The organism is Vibrio splendidus (assembly GCF_001557875.1).
Taxonomy (GTDB): Bacteria; Pseudomonadota; Gammaproteobacteria; order Enterobacterales; family Vibrionaceae; genus Vibrio; species Vibrio splendidus_F.
Map to the genome: position 1 here is coordinate 1191941 of NZ_LNRF01000001.1, position 20171 is coordinate 1212111.

The 20171-nt window shown below is 42.8% G+C and carries 14 protein-coding genes; 7 read left to right on the forward strand and 7 right to left on the reverse strand.

From position 1 onward, the window contains the following. Window positions 1-7: 7 nt before the first annotated feature. A complete protein-coding gene (locus tag ATB74_RS05135) occupies window positions 8-2155 on the forward strand; it encodes a TonB-dependent hemoglobin/transferrin/lactoferrin family receptor (protein WP_061016970.1) in 2148 nt (715 codons plus the stop codon). Window positions 2156-2494: 339 nt separating this feature from the next. Here the strand turns inward: ATB74_RS05135 and galE are convergent, their stop codons facing one another. The 4 genes from galE to ATB74_RS05155 all read right to left on the reverse strand — a co-directional run bounded on the left by galE (window position 2495) and on the right by ATB74_RS05155 (window position 8155). Next, window positions 2495-3508 carry a UDP-glucose 4-epimerase GalE gene (galE, locus tag ATB74_RS05140; protein WP_061016972.1) on the reverse strand — a complete coding sequence of 338 codons (1014 nt, stop codon included), beginning with the start codon at window positions 3506-3508 and terminating at the stop codon, window positions 2495-2497. An 84-nt stretch (window positions 3509-3592) separates the two neighbouring features. Then, the gene (locus ATB74_RS05145; protein WP_061016974.1) at window positions 3593-5566 is read right to left on the reverse strand and encodes a sensor domain-containing diguanylate cyclase; all 1974 of its coding nucleotides are present in this window, start codon (window positions 5564-5566) and stop codon (window positions 3593-3595) included. Then, window positions 5566-6102: a YfiR family protein gene (locus ATB74_RS05150; RefSeq protein ID WP_061016976.1), complete on the reverse strand. Its 537-nt coding sequence runs from the start codon at window positions 6100-6102 to the stop codon at window positions 5566-5568. Before ATB74_RS05150 ends, ATB74_RS05145 begins: the two co-directional genes overlap by 1 nt. After that, the gene (locus ATB74_RS05155; RefSeq protein ID WP_061016978.1) at window positions 6092-8155 is read right to left on the reverse strand and encodes a TonB-dependent receptor plug domain-containing protein; all 2064 of its coding nucleotides are present in this window, start codon (window positions 8153-8155) and stop codon (window positions 6092-6094) included. The genes ATB74_RS05150 and ATB74_RS05155 overlap by 11 nt, the downstream gene beginning before the upstream one ends. A gap of 170 nt (window positions 8156-8325) precedes the next feature. Here ATB74_RS05155 and ATB74_RS05160 point away from each other — a divergent pair, with 170 nt between their 5' ends. The 3 genes from ATB74_RS05160 to ATB74_RS05170 all read left to right on the forward strand — a co-directional run bounded on the left by ATB74_RS05160 (window position 8326) and on the right by ATB74_RS05170 (window position 10914). Next, entirely contained in the window at window positions 8326-9069 is a 744-nt protein-coding gene (locus ATB74_RS05160; RefSeq protein WP_061016979.1) for a 5-oxoprolinase subunit PxpA, read from the forward strand. 134 nt (window positions 9070-9203) lie between these two features. Next, a complete protein-coding gene (locus ATB74_RS05165) occupies window positions 9204-9971 on the forward strand; it encodes a 5-oxoprolinase subunit B family protein (protein ID WP_061016981.1) in 768 nt (255 codons plus the stop codon). Further along, window positions 9964-10914 (forward strand): biotin-dependent carboxyltransferase family protein, encoded by a 951-nt coding sequence (locus tag ATB74_RS05170; protein WP_061016983.1) that lies wholly within the window; start codon window positions 9964-9966, stop codon window positions 10912-10914. Before ATB74_RS05165 ends, ATB74_RS05170 begins: the two co-directional genes overlap by 8 nt. A gap of 162 nt (window positions 10915-11076) precedes the next feature. Here ATB74_RS05170 and ATB74_RS05175 read toward each other — a convergent pair whose 3' ends face one another. The 3 genes from ATB74_RS05175 to ATB74_RS05185 form a co-directional block, all read right to left on the reverse strand. Then, window positions 11077-12531 carry an FAD-dependent oxidoreductase gene (locus ATB74_RS05175; RefSeq protein WP_061016985.1) on the reverse strand — a complete coding sequence of 485 codons (1455 nt, stop codon included), beginning with the start codon at window positions 12529-12531 and terminating at the stop codon, window positions 11077-11079. Window positions 12532-13063: 532 nt separating this feature from the next. Further along, window positions 13064-15502, reverse strand: coding sequence for an ABC transporter permease (locus tag ATB74_RS05180; RefSeq protein WP_061016987.1), 2439 nt, complete (start codon window positions 15500-15502; stop codon window positions 13064-13066). 1 nt (window position 15503) lies between these two features. Then, complete coding sequence (locus ATB74_RS05185; protein WP_060981331.1) at window positions 15504-16178, reverse strand: ABC transporter ATP-binding protein; 675 nt, start codon at window positions 16176-16178, stop codon at window positions 15504-15506. On the opposite strand from ATB74_RS05185, the gene ATB74_RS05190 reads away from it, so the two are divergent. The 3 genes from ATB74_RS05190 (at window position 16177) to ATB74_RS05200 (ending at window position 20161) form a co-directional block, all read left to right on the forward strand. Beyond that, window positions 16177-16794 carry an arylesterase gene (locus tag ATB74_RS05190; RefSeq protein ID WP_060981332.1) on the forward strand — a complete coding sequence of 206 codons (618 nt, stop codon included), beginning with the start codon at window positions 16177-16179 and terminating at the stop codon, window positions 16792-16794. The two genes, ATB74_RS05185 and ATB74_RS05190, sit on opposite strands and share 2 nt — an antisense overlap. Before the next feature lie 81 nt (window positions 16795-16875). Next, the gene (gene fabV / locus ATB74_RS05195; RefSeq protein ID WP_060981333.1) at window positions 16876-18075 is read left to right on the forward strand and encodes an enoyl-ACP reductase FabV; all 1200 of its coding nucleotides are present in this window, start codon (window positions 16876-16878) and stop codon (window positions 18073-18075) included. Between the two features lie 178 nt (window positions 18076-18253). Further along, entirely contained in the window at window positions 18254-20161 is a 1908-nt protein-coding gene (locus ATB74_RS05200; protein WP_060981334.1) for a sensor domain-containing phosphodiesterase, read from the forward strand. Window positions 20162-20171 lie beyond the last annotated feature (10 nt).

Below are 20171 nucleotides of genomic sequence, written 5' to 3' on the forward strand. Positions count from 1 at the left end.
CTATCAGATGTATAAGCAATCCCTACTCTCTGCTTCAATCGTTTTAGCGCTTTCATCAACCTCAGCCTTAGCTGAAGATTATGCCCTATTTGACGAGGTTGTTGTATCCTCGACTCGTACGAATCAAACACTTATTAATACCGCTGCTTCTGTCACCGTCATCTCTGATAAGCAAATTGAAGAGAATATGGCAAAAGACGTGAATGAGATCTTCGAATACACGCCAGGTGTAACGATGAACTCCAGCTCTCGCCAAGGTGCACAAACTATTAATATCCGCGGTATGGAAGGCAAACGCGTCAAGATTCTAGTAGATGGTTCATCGCAGCCTGGTTCGTTTGATGGTGGTCCTTACGCCTTTATCAATTCTAGTGGTATTTCAATAGACCCTGATATGCTGAAAAGTGTCGAAATCATCAAAGGTGCTGCATCAAGTTTACACGGAAGTGACGCAATTGGTGGTGTTGTTGCCTTTGAAACTAAAGACCCTTCTGATTTCTTGAAAGATGGCAAAGACTTCGGCGGTCAAGCTAAGCTCTCCTACTCTTCTGAAGATAACTCTTTTAGTGAGCATGTCGCTTTAGCTAATCGATTTGGCGATTTAGAAACACTGGTTGCCTACACTCGCCGTGACGGTGAAGAGCTTCAAAACTTCCGTGACTCTAATAACTTAGAGAATTACGCGGTAGAAAATCAAGATACTTCAGCAGATAACTTATTGGTAAAATTGCAATACCAATTGAATGAAAGCCACCGTATCGAATTTCTAGCTGAGCTAATCAAAGATACTTCCGACTCTGACATTTATCACTCAAGCTATGATAGCTACAGCGGTGAAGATGACACTAAACAAAATCGATTCGCAATCAAGCATATTTGGTTCGCGGATGGTGCTATCGCTGACACAGTGACGAGCAAAGTGTCATACATCTCTAAAGAAGAGAATGGTGTGACGAATCGCTTTAAGCCTGCGGGCCCAGGTATGCCACCTTGGGTGCCAGCTAACAACGATAACTTGCAAACAAAAGACTATGAATACACCGAAGACAAGCTAGAGATAGAAACACAGCTTGATAAAGAGATTAATAACCATTACCTAGTTTATGGTGCTACTTATACATATAGTGACATCAGCAACACAAATATGGAGCACAACTCTGATCCAGCGACTGATGACAAGCTTTATGTATACACTCCTGATGCTAAAGAGCAGAAGTTTGGTCTGTTTGTACAAGACGAAATTAGCTTAATGAACGACAAACTTGTTGTTACTCCAGGTGTTCGTTTCGATTACTTCTCAACAGATCCAGGAAAAAATACAGCTGAATCATTAACTGATTTCTCAGATTCTGCAGTAACAGGGCGTTTAGGTACGACTTACAAACTCACAGATACAGGAACTGTTTTTGGGCAAATTAGCCAAGGCTTTAGAGCTCCTTCATTTGATGAACTGTATTATACATATGACAACCCTGGTCATGGTTACGTAAACGATCCGAATCCAGATTTGAAATCAGAAACAAGTATTTCATACGAGTTAGGGTACCGTCACAATACTCAGGCTTCTTCATCTGAAATTGCCGCTTACTACAGTGATTACGATGATTTTATTGAAACTGTGGTAACTAAGAAAGTTGGTGGTACGACACACTACTCTAATGTTAACTTAGAATCTGCAACGATTAAGGGCATTGAGTTCTCTAACACGTTACTTTGGGATGTTTTAGTGGGTGCACCTGAAGGCATTTCAACTCATTTCGTGGCGTCTTACACTGAAGGTGAAGACGGTAAAGGAAACGCACTAAACAGTGTGAACCCTTGGAATGCAGTATTAGGTCTTAACTATGATGCGCCAAACCAAAATTGGGGTACTAGCCTTAAATTAAACTATACAGCTGATAAATCTGGTTCAGATATCAACTTTGATGATGAAAATGGCGGTAACGCTGGTCAAGCAGAGCTTCCAAGTGCAACGGTTGTTGATTTAACGGCTTACTACAAGCCTATCAAAGACTTAACGATTCGTGGCGGTGTGTTTAACCTGACAAACGAAGAATACTACCGTTGGAATGATGTTCGCGGTGATGATGAGCTTTACAAAGAAAACTCTCAAGCGGAAAGAAACTATGGTATTTCAGCTAAATACGAATTCTAATTCGTTAAAAAGCTGAACTGCAGATACTAAAAAGCCAGCTAAATGCTGGCTTTTATTATTTCACTAAAAATTGTATCAAAAAGGGGTAAGTGAAATTACTTCTCTGCCATTTCTTTCTTAACCATTACTGCAGCAGCAATGATAAAAGTGATGATTAGGCCTAGTTCCATGATTAACTCCAAAGAAAATTAACATTAAACATATAATTCGCGAGCATGATAACAACAATCGATACAGAATGATACTTTTTAACCGCTAATTCAGTTTTTATTCGATTTAGATCAAAAAAGATGCCCTAAAGCATCTTTTTGTACATTAACCATTCATGAAACAACTCGATTAGCCAGGAAAACCATCGGGGTTGGTTGACTGCCAGCGCCATGTATCTTCGGTCATTTCAGTCAGTGTGCGTGTCGCATTCCAACCGAGTTCTTTTTGAGCTTTGGCTGGGTCAGCCCAACATTCCGCAATGTCACCCGGACGACGATCAACAAGTTGGTAAGGGATATCTTTACCGCTCGCTTTTTCAAATGCTTTAACCATATCTAATACACTTGAACCGTTACCTGTACCAAGGTTGTAGATATGAAGACCGTCTTTACGCCCTACTTTCTCGAGCGCTGCAATGTGGCCGTCAGATAGATCCATTACATGGATGTAATCACGAACACCAGTCCCGTCTTTTGTTGGGTAATCACTACCAAAGACAGATAGGAATTCACGTCTGCCCACTGCTACTTGAGATACAAATGGCATTAGGTTATTTGGGATACCTTGCGGGTCTTCACCTAGCTCACCACTTGGATGTGAACCTACAGGGTTAAAGTAACGCAGCAGTGTAATACTCCAATCTGGATTGGCTTTTTGGAAATCGGTTAAACACTCTTCAACCATTAGCTTACTTCGACCGTAAGGGTTCGTAGCACTAGTTGGAAAATCTTCTGTGATAGGCACACTCGCAGGATCGCCGTACACCGTTGCTGAAGAACTGAAGACCAAAGTTTTAACACCAGCGTCACGCATTGCATCAACAAGAACTAACGTGCCGTTTACGTTATTGTCGTAGTATTCAAGAGGCTTTGCCACTGACTCACCGACTGCTTTAAGGCCTGCAAAATGGATAACCGCTTCGATGTTATGTTTCTTCATGGTTTCAGTTAAAAGCGCTTTATCACGAACGTCGCCTTCAATGAAGCTAGGGCGAACGCCAGATACCTTTTCGATACGCTCTAGAACGCTTGGTTTACTGTTGTACAAGCTATCAAAAAGTACAGGAGTCATACCTGCGTTAATCATCTGGATACTTGTATGGCTACCAATGTAACCCATGCCACCTGTAACTAGAACATTCATGTTTAGCAGACCTTTTAATTAAAATACTCAACCTATCACTTATGATACAACAACTTAGGTTGAGGTCACAAATGCCTGAGACAATTAACCATCATGAGAGAACACAAATTGACCTTTCCCTTTGCGTTTCGCTTGGTACATCGCCTCATCAGCAATTCTCAGAATCACGTCAATATCGCGCTCAGAGCCATCAACTAAATGGATCCCCAAGCTTGCTCCAACATGAAGTGAGCTCTGTTTATAATTTACTTCTTGTCCAATAAGCTCTAACAATCGTTCAGCTAACTTAACCAACAAGGCTTTGTTTGTCTGTTTAATAATAAGAACGAATTCATCTCCCGACAAACGTGCAACCAAATCTCCTGCTCGTACCTGAGATAACAGCCTATTTGATACTTGTTTGAGAATTGCATCGCCCGCATCGTGTCCATAATTATCGTTTACGTGTTTAAAACCATCAAGATCCAAATAGATCACTGCAAAGAGCTGATTTGAATAATGGCTAGAGGTTATGACATCATCCATCACCTTATACAGTTGAGCCCTATTGGCTAATCCTGTTAACGCGTCGTGATGTGCCAAGTGCTCGAGCCTCTCCATTTCTTTGACGTTAGATAAATCAGACAGAGTTAATACCATATCAAACTCATCTTTTTCATTGTCTGATGAAACTCTATTCACTTTGACAAACATTGGAATCAAGGTACCAGACGCACTCTTCTCCCAGACTTCTCCTTGCCACTGGCCATAATTTTCCAATGAGCTACGAATAGTCGGCATTAATGAAGAGAATTGTTGCCAAGAAAATGCTTCAAATGGTGTTTTGTCCACCAGCAGATCGGCGTGATAACCGAGAAGTTGAGTCACAGTTGGGTTAACCATAGTAATTACGTTAGACGAATTTAATACTATAAGCCCGTCTTTACTGTTCTCGAAAACACCTGCCGCAATACGTTGACGGCTCATTGCTATCTCTATCTCGGTTACATCTTGTATTGCATAAAGTATACGGCCCTGTTTTGACAACGAACGACTACTCACACGAAGCCAGCGCTTTGATTGAAATAGATCTGTGGTTTCAAGTAGTTCGTCATTGAGCTCAATATTGGCGTCGATGACGTCTTGTAAAAATCCTTTTTGCTTCGTTGTGATCAGCTCTTGGATCAACAAGTTGTCAAGAAACGCTTCTGAGCACTTAAAAATATCACGAGTGGCTACGTTCGCATGAACGATGAGCCCTTTTTCGTCCACGACTAACAACGAGTGCTGAACGGTTTCAACTACTTCATTTGCGAATGATTTTTCTTCTTGTAATTTATCTAGCGTAAAATTGATTTGGTTATCGCGATGTTGAAGCCTTTCTAGCATGGTATTGAATGCGCGAACCAGATCCCCTATCTCATCACGGTTGGTTGCGACTAATTTTGGTTGTTCTGATCGGCGCTCGACAAAGGCTTGCATCGCCTCATTGAGGTCAAACATCGGCTTGATAATCAAGCGTTGAACCAATTTGACCAGTATTCCCCCTAATATCACCAGAAACAACAGGTAGACGGCTGCAACCTTGAAAATATTCGTTAAGATCGAATTAAACGTCTGTTTTGATATTGTCACTCTCAAGTTCGCGATAACAGCATCATCCAGAGTCACCGGAACAAGTAAGAAGATGAAATGTTCAGAGATGGCAAATTGATGATCCGCGATATCAATTAATTCATCAGCACTTGGCCTTGGGATCAAGGTATTGTTCACTTGATAGTTAGCAAATAACTGCTCATTAGCGTCATAGAGCTTTACCCTCACAATATCTTTATCTGCAACGAACGCAGACAAAATCTCCTGAGCAGACGACTTATCTTCAAATAAGATTGCAGCTTGTAGGTTATATGCTACCCCTTGCGCCAATACCTTAACTCGCTGGATCAGGCTCTCTTTCTCTCGCTCAAAAGTGACAGTGTAATTAACTGATTGAATAGTGATGAAAGTAACCCCGATAAAGATAATAATCGGCAAGATCAGCTTGTTTTTAATCGATATATTATTAATGAAAGACAACATTACTGGCCCTCCACTATAGCGATTCGTAACAAATTTGAACCGATGATATATTCACCACGTCTCGCGTTTGTTAAGTTGATCTTAGGTTTGAGCTTGTTATCAATGTGCGTTAACTCAATGACACCTCCCATATCCGTAAAGTTAGGAATATCACTGATCGTGACAGTATGGGGTGAGTGTGCATTGCTATTAAATTCGTTATTATCCAGATCAGATAGATAGGTGATGTCACACTTAGGCGCCACCGATTGTTGAACTCGGATATCGAGTGAACGAATAGATTTCCCCTCTGTAATTGACGCTAGTACTTTGCTTACTTTTTTATCGCCAATAACGCAAAAGTTAACAACATTCATTGTGCTTTCGTCATTCCAACGAATAAAGTTCGCAATTCTAAACAGGTACACCGCTTTAACTTCATGCGGTTTGAAGCTAGCCGCCGATGTATTCCAAGGCACAATAAGCATAGTCAAAGCGGCAAGGCCTAATTTAGTGAAGCTGAGCTTAATGCGGTGCTTAAGCCATTTAGAATTCATGAGAGACCCTCACATACACCGACTCTTGATTGACGCTTTTCTGAGATGTGAATTCAGCTTGATAGCCGTCACTCTTACCTATGTTTTCAACAACCACTTCAATTAAAGGTGCTGCGGACGATTTTTTCCACGCGAGACGCGCATCAAAGGTTATTTCATGCGGGTAAGATTGCCATTCATATTGAGTGCCATCACCTGCTACCCAATAGTCTGGGTAATTCACATTAATGTACTGGCCTATCACATCGAATTGAAAACTGTCGGTGATATTCCACATCAACTGTGCCGTAGCTAAATGTTCATTATCAATATCGTAATAAACGCTCGTTTGAGGGCTAGATTTAGGGTCATCACCTTTATTCTCACCTTCTAACGTTGTGTAAGCGTAGCTTAGGTAGCTGGTTAGATCTTCAGTTAGGTGATAACTCGCCCCCAACTCTAACCCATAAGTTTTCGCTTTATAGTCGTCAGATAACGCATAGACATAGATATGGTTTGCGGGGATATCGCTAGCGTCATAACTATGGAAGCGAAGGTTGTCATGTTCACTTAAATATAGTGTCGCATCGAGCTCGAAATTTGAATTATTAGAATAGCGATAACCCATTTCAGCCGTTACAACGCTCTCCGTTTCGAGATTAGAATTTGATTCATAGACATCTAGGTAACTATCGTTTGAATCGGCATAGTAACTGTTGAAATAGTATGTGGAGTTTGAATCCATATAAGAAGGCGCAACCACCGCGCGACTCAGACCAGCCCAAACAGAATGACGTTGATTAAATTTATATAAGCCGCGTAGCTGAGGTGAAAGCTCTGTCGTTTCGCTCTGTGTAAAGTGCTCAATCTTGGCGCCTAGAGTAATAGACAGTGTTTCATTCAGTTGAATTTGAGATTGCACAAAAGCATTCGCAATATAGTCATTTGCTGACTTAATGTTATAGGCTCGACCGTAGTAATCGGGATTGTACCAATCGACGTCGGAAACTTGGCTCGAGGAGAAGTTGAGATACATATATCTCAATCCACCACCAAGTGTCATTTGGTGGTTCGTCGATATCTGATGGATATAGGTAGAATCAAAATCGATGGTGGAATAGCTACCTGGAGCGTCTGGCGCATTATCCTCATTATATTCGCCCCATAACGAATATGAGAGTGTCGAGCTTTCATCAAAGTGACGAGAATCGTTAAATTGGACGTAAACGGATTGACTCTTGTTATCAAAATCGTTGGCTTGCGATCCGACAAACGATCCTGAGTTGTCATATTGGAACGTATACAACTCCGACTCATGATAGCTTTTTTCACCGCCTATACGTAATGACCAACTTTCTTCGGCATTACTCGGCTGAAATACCATACCAGCTGTTTGCGCTTTCCACTTTTCAGGTTCGTTTGTGCGATATGTGGGCTCTTCGCGGTACTTATAAAATGCACGAGCATTCACACTGTTGTTCAAGCTTAAGCCCTGACGAACGCTAAACTCGTAATTATCAGTATTAGAAGCGACACCAGAGAGATAGGTTCCTTGTGTATCATTGGCAGATTTAGTAATGATATTCACAACACCATTTACAGCATTACCTCCCCAAATGGTACCTCCTGGGCCTTTAAGCACTTCTATACGCTCAATGTCAGCAAGCACGTAGTCAACATCACTCCAATACGTGCCCCCATAGACAGGGCTAAATAAGCTTCGCCCATCCATCATAACCAACATCTTGTTATACAGCCCATCATGAAAACCGCGCGTTGAAACAAACCACGACGTCTCATTAAATTTGGTCACTTTGAGGCCCGGGACAAGCGTCAACACTTCCGCGATGGTCTTTGCACCACTACGTTGTATACGCTCATTAGAAAGTACATATACCGACGAGGGAATATCGGTGAGTTTCTGTGTCACTTTCGAAGCTGTTTCCATTTCGACATCTAACATCGACAGCTCTTCAAGGCTCATTGACATAAGTTGGTCTAGAGAGTTTTCTTGAGCAAGTACAAAAACAGGTGTTGTTAATGCTAGCCCTAAGCAAACCTGGCGGGATATCATGTGCTCACCTAATATACAGATAGATATTAATCCTTTAATCAATAGTTCAACTATATATGAAATGCCATACTGGTAAATTTTTGGTGTCGAAAGTTTGAGTTAGGTCACTGTTTATTTATGGCATTTATAAGACCGTCATTACTTACCTCAACGTAAAGGATTAGCACCAAGTGACAACGAAGATTTTGCTTAATTGCGACATGGGAGAAAGTTTCGGGAATTGGAAGATGGGTGATGATGAGTCGGTCATGGAATGGGTCGATATGGCAAACATCGCTTGCGGTTTTCACGCTTCCGATCCGCACATTATGTCCAAGACCATTAAACTGGCTCAGCACTATCATACTCAAATTGGTGCTCACCCCGGTTATCAAGATTTAGTTGGTTTTGGACGTCGCTCTATCCCCCATACCATGGATGAAATCAGTGAACTGGTTTGCTATCAAGTCGGTGCACTACAAGCCCTTTGCCGCTATCACCATACCTCTGTTGGCTACGTGAAACCTCATGGCGCCCTTTACAACGATATGATGGCAAATATCGATGTGTTCAACGCTGTGGCCCAAGCGGTCGCAGAGTTTAACATCCCCTTGATGATTCTCTCTTCATCAGACAATCAGCAATACTTGGATATTGCTGACGATCACGACTTGCCACTCTTATTTGAAGCATTTGCCGATCGTGCCTATTTAAATAACGGACAGCTATCACCACGAACTCAAAAAGGCTCGGTTTACGTCAATCAAGACGACATCTACAACCAAGTAATGCAAATCATTAACTATGGTTCTGTCACGACCATTGAAGGTGAAAGGCTACCCATTGAAGCGGATACCATCTGTGTCCATGGCGATAACCCTCAATCCATCGCATTAATTAGAAAAATCAGACAAGACCTCAATGCTTTTAACTAGCGCGTGTGATGTGTAGGGTGCACGGCTTAATCGCTCGCCTAACCAATAGATCATAAATTCTAGTTCCTGGATACGGAAGTTAGACACGCCAAGTAATCAAACCAAAGGTAAGCAAACAAACGTATGGAAACGAAATGACGACGAATCAGATTGAATTCAATATAGTGCCAGTCGCAGAATGTAGTATTTTGATCACCTTGACGCTATCGCCTTCAAATAAACAATCTAGTGCTGAATATGCGCAGTACATGGCTCACTTTTCCGATGCTATTCGCCAAAACTTAGCATCAGTGTTGATGAATGTGACACCGGCTTACCACACCATTCTGGTGAACTACTTACCTTATCGAATTTCAGAACATCAGTTCATTAAACAACTCAATGATTTGTTGAATCACTCTCTATCGTCTTTCTCTAATGTGAGTAACACTCGTAATACTATTGATCTTCCTGCCTATTATTCACCCGAAACGGCGCTCGATTTAGACAGGTATCAAGACAAAGGCCTGTCTCTGGACGATATTATTCAATACCACACCTCACAGACATACAGTGTCAGTGCGATTGGGTTTACGCCTGGCTTTGCGTTTATGTCTGATGTGGTTAATGAGCTTGCTTTGCCCCGTCACTCCACACCCCGCTTAAATGTACCGAAAGGCAGTATCGCCATCGCGGATACAAAAACGGCTGTGTACCCTTCGGATTCACCGGGTGGCTGGAATATTATTGGCAATTGCCCGCTGCCGTTGTTTGAGCACAGCCAATTGAAGAACGCTGGTACCACGCAAACGCCGCTGTCACTACTTAATGTCGGTGACACCGTTCGTTTCACCGCGATATCAAAACAAGAATTTATTGAGCTTAGGTTTATGGAGATTAGTGGAGGTGCCGTTAATGGTTAAAACAATAGCTAAACCAACACTGACAGTGATTAAACCTGGACCGTTGAGTTTAATTCAAGACTTTGGGCGATTTGGTGTTGCTCATCTTGGATTGACACAAGGAGGCCCGGTTGATGATTACTCTTATAGCTGGGCCAATCACTTATTGGGAAACCCAGTAAACCGAGCGGCGTTGGAAATCACGCTTGGGCAATGCGCGTTGCGAATAGATTTTGATTGCGAAATGGCATTATGTGGTGGCGATTTACAAGCTAAGCTCGATGGTAAACCACTGTGTAACTGGCGTACTTTTCAAGCTTTCGAAGGGCAAGTTCTCTCATTTGGTTTACCTAAAAATGGTCTAAGGGCGTATTTAGCCGTTAAGGGTGGCTTCGATGTACCATTAACTCTTCATAGCTGTTCTACAGTGACTCGTGAAAAAATTGGTGGATTAACACAAGATGGAGAGCCATGCCAGCAAGGGCAACAAATAGCTTTTACCCAACATCAACTCTCGTGCCCGTTTAAAGCGTTGAGTGTTACGTTCCGATACACGCCTGATTACAATCTACCCGTGAACCTACGAGTTATTGAAGGCTATCAAAGCGAGCTATTCTCGAAGTCAGCAAAAGAGACTTTGTATAACGCACAGTATCGCGTTGATCAAAATTCTGACCGGATGGGCTATCGACTCAGTGGCGACCCAGTCGACTCGCCTGACATTTCGCTTTTGTCAGAAGGTATTGCCTTGGGCTCTATTCAAATCCCCCAAGATGGGCAGCCTATCGTTTTGCTAAATGATAGGCAGACCATTGGTGGTTATCCGAAGATTGGCTGCGTCGCGAGAATCGACTTACCACGCTTAGCACAAGCCAAACCGGGACATGAGATATCGTTCAGCAAAGGCGATCGCTTAGGCTTGCAAGATGTTTGGTGCCAATGGGCTCAGTTTTTCGGCTATTAGTTTTTGCTATGTGCTAATTGCTATGTAGCTAAGAATAATTAGCTAGGAAGATGTAGTTTGGATGAGTTTCGGTATCTAAGCTGGCGTTTGAATGAAGATTCGGCTTACCTATTACGGTAAGCCGAATTGGAGAAGTTAAGCGCAGTCGATGATGATTGGCTATTAAGTGTGATCTTGACCTGACACCTTTGCAAGCGCTTCTGGGTATCCGCGTTCTTTGGTCAAATCTATCGCTCTGTTTTCAATATCATTTAGATTAAGTGACATTGTCACTGAGTGCGTATCTTCAATAGATACCGCCTCTGATACATCAAACCATTGCTCAGCAACTTTTTGCGCCGCCTCTAACGTTGAAGACGCTTTTACTACTTCAAGTCGAGCATAGCGGTCACCACAGAATGAGACGTCTGAAGCTCTTAAGCTAGGATCGGTTCCCGGAATCTGTTGAGCACCGAACAAAGGCTTGCCGCCCACCTGTGCAGAGAGAAAACTTGGAATGAACTGAGACATATGCTTTATTGCAGCACGAGTTCTTAATTCAAGCTGCTCTTCACTCCAACCCGATACGATTTTCTTAAGAAGCTTCGAAGGTAACTGTGGCTGTGACGAGTCTGTTGATGAAGAAACAAGACCGCCCTCAAACAGAGTAATCCCTTCTGTCATACCATGAAGTTGGAACACACCATCAGCATACGGCGTTAATTGGGCCATGCCTTGCGGTGTGCCTCTAGGACCATGGAAGATAACCTCTGGCCACTCTTCCTTACATTGTTGTGAATATGGCCACTCTGTAACGTATGCAGCTTTAAACTCAACAAGTCTTTGCTGCTTTGAGCCAACAAAGTCGTCCACGATGCCCGTTTCAAAGCCGCTGGCATTGATCAAGTAATCGGTCGTTAGTTGGCAACTTTGGTTTTCGGCGTCTGTATAAGTCAAAGTCCAAGCTTGTCCTGTCGACTCAACAGATTGTAATCGGCTGTTGGTTAACACAGTACAGTTTTCTTGTTGCCCCAAAGAGAGTTGAGCGGTTGCAGATAAGCGGAATACGCTCCAACCATACTCTTGAACCATAGCAACAGGATACTTAAGGGTTTCTAAATCGGTATGTTTGGCAAAAGGAATACACCAATCATCAAGCGATGTGGGTTTCAGAGGCTGTGTTTTCGCAGAAAGCGCTAATAAATCTTGTTTGCTGTATAGCTTGTAATACTCTTCCGGATCACCAAGCACTTGGTTGCTTTTATCTTGTTTAACAAGCTCGGCATAAGCGTTCTTGATTATCTTAAGGCGAGGAAGTAGATCCAACGGTTCTCCACCATCACTGTGCGGAACCGCGATGATTGTAGGACGAATATTGATCGTATGAGGGAACAAGCGGACGGTATCAATTGACTGTGTGAGCAATTGAAGGCACTGCTCTACAGAAATATCTCGATACAAATTACCGCCAGCATGCAGGTGGCAAATTGGTGGACCATTAACCAAACTCGGCCCTTTTTCCAAGATAGTGACCTTAAAACCCAACTCACTAAAGTGAATCGCGCTAGTGGTTCCGGCAATACCACCACCAACAATGGCAATAGAAGGTTGATTTGTATCCGTTTTGTTGTGGTTCATCGTGTTCTGTAGAATAAGATTAACTGCCGCTATTCTACTTTTGTTCTGAGATGAATTAAAACACATTTTTATCAAGGTCTTAGATAGGCGGGATTTAATATCTATGTAAAAAACATAAATAATCTCTTGACTCAATAACTCCAGATAGAGTTTTAAAGGTTATTCTAACAGTCAAATTTGTCCTAAGTGACGCCACATAAAGGCTGCCTCAGTACTCTTAAAACATAGAGGTTAACTTATCCCTAAAGTTATCCACCGTTTTTGTGGATAACTGTTGATAACGTTCTTGCTAAGTTGCGCAAACCCTTTATTTACAGGGACTAACCGCAGTTCATTAAATCGGCATTATTGCGCAATTAGTTTTAAAAAATGCTAAAAAGAGTGGAATATAAGGTGCGATATTTTTTACTTATGCTACGCATTGGTCAAATAAAAAACGGTCTAAAGAGACGCCTTGTAAATAGTGCATGACTAAATACAAATAATCTCACTTTTAAACCGTTTTAAGCATTTGGTTAGATCACGCTAACGACTAACCAAAATCCTTGTTTACTGGTGCCAACAAACGTTTGATTAAGCTATTCACTACCGCGGCCAATGTAATGAACGTTAGCACGGGTAGCGCTATCCACAACATCGGGTGAAGTGAAGGTTGTAACTCAAAGCCAAAGTTCATAACGCCTGCAACGCTAAGTTCAGAGCCAAACGCTGCAATTGAGCCTGCGACTAACGCCATTAACCCGTACTCACACCAAATAGTATTGAGAATTCGCTTCTTACTCGCGCCTAACGTTCGGTACAAGCGTATCTCTTGTTGTCTTTGAGATAAGCTCAATCGCAATAGAGTGAAGATAAGCAACAGCCCCGCCACCACACCTAACGCCGCAAGTACGGTTATCGACCAAACAATCTGTTTGAGCAACTCTTGGATCTTGCTACCCATCTTTCGAATATCCATCAAACTCACGGTTGGGTGATTTCGAGAGAGTTCGTTGAGCATTTGATTGTGTTGCTCTTCTAATCTAAAGCTCACTAGCCAAGTAGAAGGAATAGAGCTCAACACGTCTGGCGTAAAGATGAAATAGAAGTTCGGCTTCATTTCACGCCATTCTACTTTACGGATGCTGTTAACCTTGGCTGATACATTTTGACTGTTGATGGTAAAAGTAAGTTCATCTCCAATTTTCAGACCTAGCTGTTCAGCCACGTCAGATTCAACAGATACGCCCTGCTCTTGCGTCCATTTGCCTTCAAGCACTTCATTGTACTCGGGCAAGCTATCTCCCCATGTGAAGTTGATTTCGCGACTTAGAGCATCAGTTCGCTCTGATGTGTCGCTATACTCAGATGCTTCGACACTATTGATAGTCGTCAATCGTCCACGAATGATTGGGAATGCTTGAGTACGTTCGACTTCATTTTCATCAATGGTGGCAAGGTAACTGTCCTTTTCATAACTAGCGATGTTCAGTGCAAACGCATTGGGCGCGTTCTCAGGTAAGGTTTGTTGCCAATCTGACAGTAGATCGCTTCTCACCAACCAAATGATAGACAACAGCATCAGCGAAAGCGCCAAAGAGCCAAATTGAATCCCCGTTGCTAATGGTGTGCGATTAATTCGGCTTAATGCCAAACGCATAGATGTCGTTGTCGGCAGCTTGCCAACTAAACGCAGAACAAACGTACTGATAATCGCGAGCACTAAGAACAGGCAAGCGATACCCGCTAGAACTATCCATACCAATAGATTGTCGCCATACATCAGCATCATTGGAATAACAGGTACTAGTAACAATAGGTATTTCTTGTAGCTTTCATTTGACTGGTGACTTGATTGAATAACGCTGATTGCTGATGTATTGACCAAGCCAACCAGCGGGATACCAAGAGCAGGAACACCAATTAAGATGCTTGATAAAATCGCCAAGATAGCAGGTTCAATACCATAACTAGGAAGTGGCGTTGGCAATAAGTCGGCCAGAGGTATACGAAGCAAAAACTCGAGTCCGATACCGATGGCAATTCCCAATACTGCACCGATAACCACTAACAGAGATACCTGTACTGACAACCATTTAACAATCCACTGCTTGCTTGCTCCCAAACTCTTAAGCATCGCGATGGTTTTACGACGACTCGCAACATAATGTTGGCATGTGAGTACCAAAGTGGTCGCAGCCATGATCACAACGATAGCAACGGTTAACGAAAGATATTGAGTCGTGCTTTCGAACATGTCGTTGGTGCGACTGGCTGAATCTTGAGTACGCCAGCGATCGCTTGGTGTTAATTCTATGCTCTCTTGCGCGGCTTTCAGTTTTGTATCATCACCATTTAGAAACAGCCTAAAACTAACACGACTGCCCGGTTGAATCGCTCCCGTGGCATCGATATCACTTGTATGAATCAGCACGGCTGGCATTTGTTGGAATGGGTTAAAGCTCAAGCCTGGTTCTTGTGTGATTCGCCCAGTTATCGTTAAATCGGCATCGCCAATAGTGACATTGTCACCAATTTCAACCTCTAACTGTGCGAATATTCGCTCGTCTAACCAAAGTTCACCCGGCTTAACATGGTTACTGGATGCTTTGTCAGCACCCTCTAAGATCATCTCACCGCGTAATGGGTAATTACTTTCAACCGCTTTCACCGTCACTAACTGCATCGAGTTGTCACTGAATGCCATGGTTGAAAAACGAGTCAACTGAGAGCTTTCTAATTGCTCAACTTTAGTGAGGTCTAATAAGGATTGTGGAACTGGGTTTGCTGAGATAAACACGCTATCGGCAGTAAGCGCATCTTTGCCCTGCTTAACAATTACCTGTTCCATACGTTCGGCCAACGCCGATAATGCAAATACACAAGCAATAATAAGCGTTAAAGCGATTGAAACTGGCCACAACTGACCGTGTCGAATCTCTTCGATACTCCATGAAAGCAAGCGTTTGTTCAGTCCGTTTGATGAATTCAATTTAGACTTCCTCTATCTGACCGACATGCATCTTAAGTGTTCTTTGGCAACGTTGTGCAAGCTTAGGATCGTGTGTCACTAATACTAATGTGGTGCCGTGAGAAGAGTTCAGCTCAAATAATAGTTCAACGATTTTTGCTGCGGTTTGTTGGTCTAAGTTACCGGTTGGTTCGTCAGCAAACAGGATTTTCGGCTTGATCATGAACGCACGAGCCAAAGCAACACGTTGTTGTTCTCCACCTGATAACTGGGATGGTAGATGATCGAGCCTGTCTTTTAAGCCTACTGATTCAAGCAGAGCAGACGCACGTTCGATATCTTCGTCTTCTCCTTTCAACAAACAAGGCAGCGTGACATTTTGTAGCGCAGAAAGGCTTGGAATTAATAAGAAGCTTTGAAATACAAACCCGACCGACTCACTTCGGATTTTCGCCCTAGCTTCGTCATCAAGCTGTGAAAGTGACTGCCCTAGTAAACTGATTTCGCCATTCGTTGGTACATCAAGTCCTGCAAGCAACGTCATTAGGGTCGATTTACCTGCACCAGACGTGCCGACAATCGCGACAGTTTCGCCTTCGCGAATATCAATATCAACATGCTCTAGGATTGTTAAATGTTCTTGATTAGTAGACACTGTCTTCGAAACGGATTCGGCTTTAATGATGGATGTATGCATGACTCGACTAATTTCCTTTTTATTCTTTATTTTATTTTCAACCGCTTCTTTGGCTCAAGATACCGAGTTAGATTCTAAGTTACTGGTCCTTGGTGATAGCTTGAGTGCTGGTTACAACATGGACATCAAACAGAGTTGGCCAAGTTTATTACCAGGCGCGTTAGCAAAGCATGACAAAACGGTAACCGTAGTTAACGGAAGTATTTCTGGTGACACAACTGGCAATGGTTTAGCTCGCCTACCACAACTGCTTGAAGAACACGCTCCAGACACCGTTCTTATTGAACTTGGTGCGAATGATGGACTTCGTGGATTCCCACCTAAGCTGATGTCTGCGAATCTTGATCAAATCATTGAGCAGATAAAAGCTGCGGGCGCGAAACCTATAATGATGCAGATTAAAATCCCACCGAATTACGGAAAGCGTTACAACCAGCAATTTGAATACGTTTTTGCAGCGCTTGCTGATCAACAAAACGTGCCACTTTTGCCGTTTTTCCTAGAGCATATCATCCTTAAACCTGAGTGGATGATGAACGATGGACTGCATCCAAAACCAGAAGCTCAACCTTGGATTGCTGAATTCGTCGCCGAAGAATTATATCAGTATCTTTAAGTTTTAATGGTCTAGCTCAATAAATTTTACACAGCTTTACGTTAGCCTGAGTGCATATCACCGTTAACTGTAAGGTTATTTATGCTGATCGAACCTGTTATCAAGGGTGTGGTAGCCAAAAGCGCTCACCCTCTTGGCTGTCAAGAAGCCGTAAAGCAACAAATCAAGTTTGTTAAGAGTGCGCCGCAAATCAAAGATGGCCCTAAACGAGTACTGATTATCGGCGCTTCCTCAGGCTTTGGCCTTGCCGCTCGTGTTGCCCTTACCTTTGGCGGCGCAAAAGCTGACACTATAGGCGTCTCATTCGAGCGCGCTCCAAACGAAAAATCCCTAGGTAGTGCCGGTTGGTACAACAATATCTACTTCAAGAAAGAAGCCGAACGAGAGCAGCGAACTGCTATCAACATCGTTGGCGACGCATTTTCTCAAGAAACACGCTCACAAGTTGTAGAAGCCATTGAAACCTACTTTGAAGGTGAAGTGGATCTGATTATTTATAGCTTAGCTGCGGGTGTGCGACCGAAACCTGATTCTGATGAATTTTGGCGCTCTGCGATTAAGCCTATTGGGGAAAGCGTAACCGGTGCAACTATTTCGCTGGAACACGACAACTGGGTGACCAACACTCTTGATGCCGCGACGGAAGAAGAAGCCGAAAGCACACTCAAAGTGATGGGCGGCGAAGATTGGGAACAATGGATAGATGAACTCATCAACGCTGAATCTATTGCACCAGGCTGTAAGACAATCGCGTTTTCATATGTTGGTCCAGAAGTCACGCACCCTATTTACTTAGATGGTACGCTGGGGCGCGCTAAGATTGACCTTCATCAAACAAGCCACGCACTTAACCTAGAGTTAGCAAACTTTGATGGCAACGCTTACGCTACGGTCTGTAAAGCCCTAGTCACTAAAGCGAGCGTTTTCATCCCGGGACTCAGCCCGTACCTACTTGCTTTGTATAAAGTGATGAAAGAGAAAGAGACCCACGAAGGTTGTATCCAGCAAATGCAGCGTCTGTTTAGCAGCAAACTTTATGGTCAATCAAAAGTACCGCTTGATGGCGAGCGATTGATTCGTATGGATGATTGGGAACTAGACCCAGAAACCCAAGCGCACGTAACTGAGCTATTAGAAAAGATGGATGAAAACAACTTCCAAACTTTAGGCGATTACCAAGGGTTTAAAGAGGAATTTCTGCAATTAAATGGGTTTGCTCAACCATCGGTAGACTATAGCCAGAAACTTAATACAGAAGATTTTATAAAGTTAAAGCCTTAATCGAAACTTATCTCATTACTGAGACCCGGATTCACATTTGAAAACCTCTGCAAAATTGCGGAGGTTTTTTCGTGCAACATTTCTTATACTTACTAAACGTAAGGTTCATAGTTTATTTGGTTCATCATAATTAACACAGGATGTGTTGATGCATTTAGCATAATTGACTCGGAGTCATATGAAGAAAATAAAAACGATAGACTTAGATATTCCAGACGATATGGAGTCCGGTTGGCAGAACATTGTTGACCTCTTAGCTCAAATCACTCAAGTGCCTGCCGCACTCATCATGCGTGTTCACGCCAACTATATTGAAGTGTTCTCAACCAGTCGCAGTAAAAGCAACCCATACAACAAAGGCGATTCTGAAACCTTAGGCAATGGGCTTTATTGTGAAACGGTGATGGAGTCTCAACAACAACTTGTTGTGCCCAATGCCCTCGCTGATCCTGACTGGGAAAATAACCCTGACATCAAACTAGGCTTAGTCTCTTACTGTGGTATACCACTACTTTGGCCTAACGGTGAATTGTTCGGTACCATTTGTATCTTGGATTCGAAAGAGAATCACTACACACCAACCTATATTAAGCTTTTGGAAAGCTTTCGTACCTCAATAGAATCTCAGCTTAAAACCCTGTTTCAGCATGCTAAGCTCACTCAAATGAATAGAGACTTAAAAAACCGTGTTTACACTCGGACTAAAGACCTTGCGAGTCTTAATTATTCATTAAATCAAGAGATTGATAAGCGAAAAGCAGCAGAGCAAAAGATTAATTTCCAAAAGAATCACGATCTCGGTACGGGCTTTTTAAACCGAAACGCATTTGAATCCCGCTTAAACCACAAGCTACTGTCACAGAGAAGGCTGACAGACAGCTCGTTTGCCGTCGTTCATATTGGTTTTACAAACGGTAGACGCATTCAGGCTCGATACGGCTATAACGCGTTAGATCAAGTGCTTGTTGAATACCGAAAACGCATCGACAGTATTTCTGATATCGATGTATTAACTGCACGCCCTACTTCGGTTGACCTCGTGCTGGCGTTTAGCGTTAAAGATTTGCACCAGCGCTTAGAAGAACTTTGCCAGACTCTCGTTAAAGTTGGTCATTCAGAATTCGACATCGAAAGTGACAAAGTGCATTTGCACGCGTTTATTGGGATTGCAATTACGAACGACGAAGATGACGCGGAAAGCATTCTGCAGAAATCTTCTGAAGCGATGTTAGCGTGTAAAGATTCAGGACAAAAATTCGCTTACTACTCTCAATCCCATACCGAAGAGCAAACCCACATTAATAAGATCGAAGGCTATTTACTTCAAGCCGTTCGTAATGATGACCTTATGCTCTACTTTCAACCCAAAGTTTGCCCGTTGACGCATCGCTGGGTGGGTGCAGAAGCTTTGCTTCGTTGGCGACATCCTGTTTTGGGCGACATCTCTAACGAAACCCTGATACATATGGCTGAGCAAAACGGTTTGATTTTCGAAGTGGGTAGCTTTGTTCTACGTAATGCGATTGAAAAAGCCAAAGAGTGGTCCGAATACGTCGACGATTTCAAAATGGCCGTGAATGTATCTGCGATTCAACTCAAGAACGTACACTTTGCGGAACAAGTGGTTCACCTACTCGAAACCTACCACTTAGAGCCTAGCTTCTTAGAGCTTGAGGTCACGGAAAGCGGCCTTATTGCAGATGAAGTTGTCGCTAAGAACACCTTGGAATCATTGCACGACACTGGAGTTACATTGTCACTTGATGACTTTGGGACAGGCTACGCCTCTTTCAGTTACCTGAAGAAATTTCCGTTCGATACCATTAAAATTGACAAGAGCTTCATTGATCAAATGCTTAACTCTCAAGAAGACTCGGAAATTGTTCGTTCTATTGTCCAAATTGCCAAAAAGCTCGACCTAAAAGTAACCATTGAAGGCATAGAATCGGAAGTTCAGGAGCAATTTATTATCAATGAAGGCTGCGATGTGGGCCAAGGTTACCTTTACGGAAGGCCAATGCCGAGCCAAGAATTCGAACACAGCTTAATCAATCAAAACTATTTGGGGACGACTCGTTACGCTTAAAGCGAAAAAG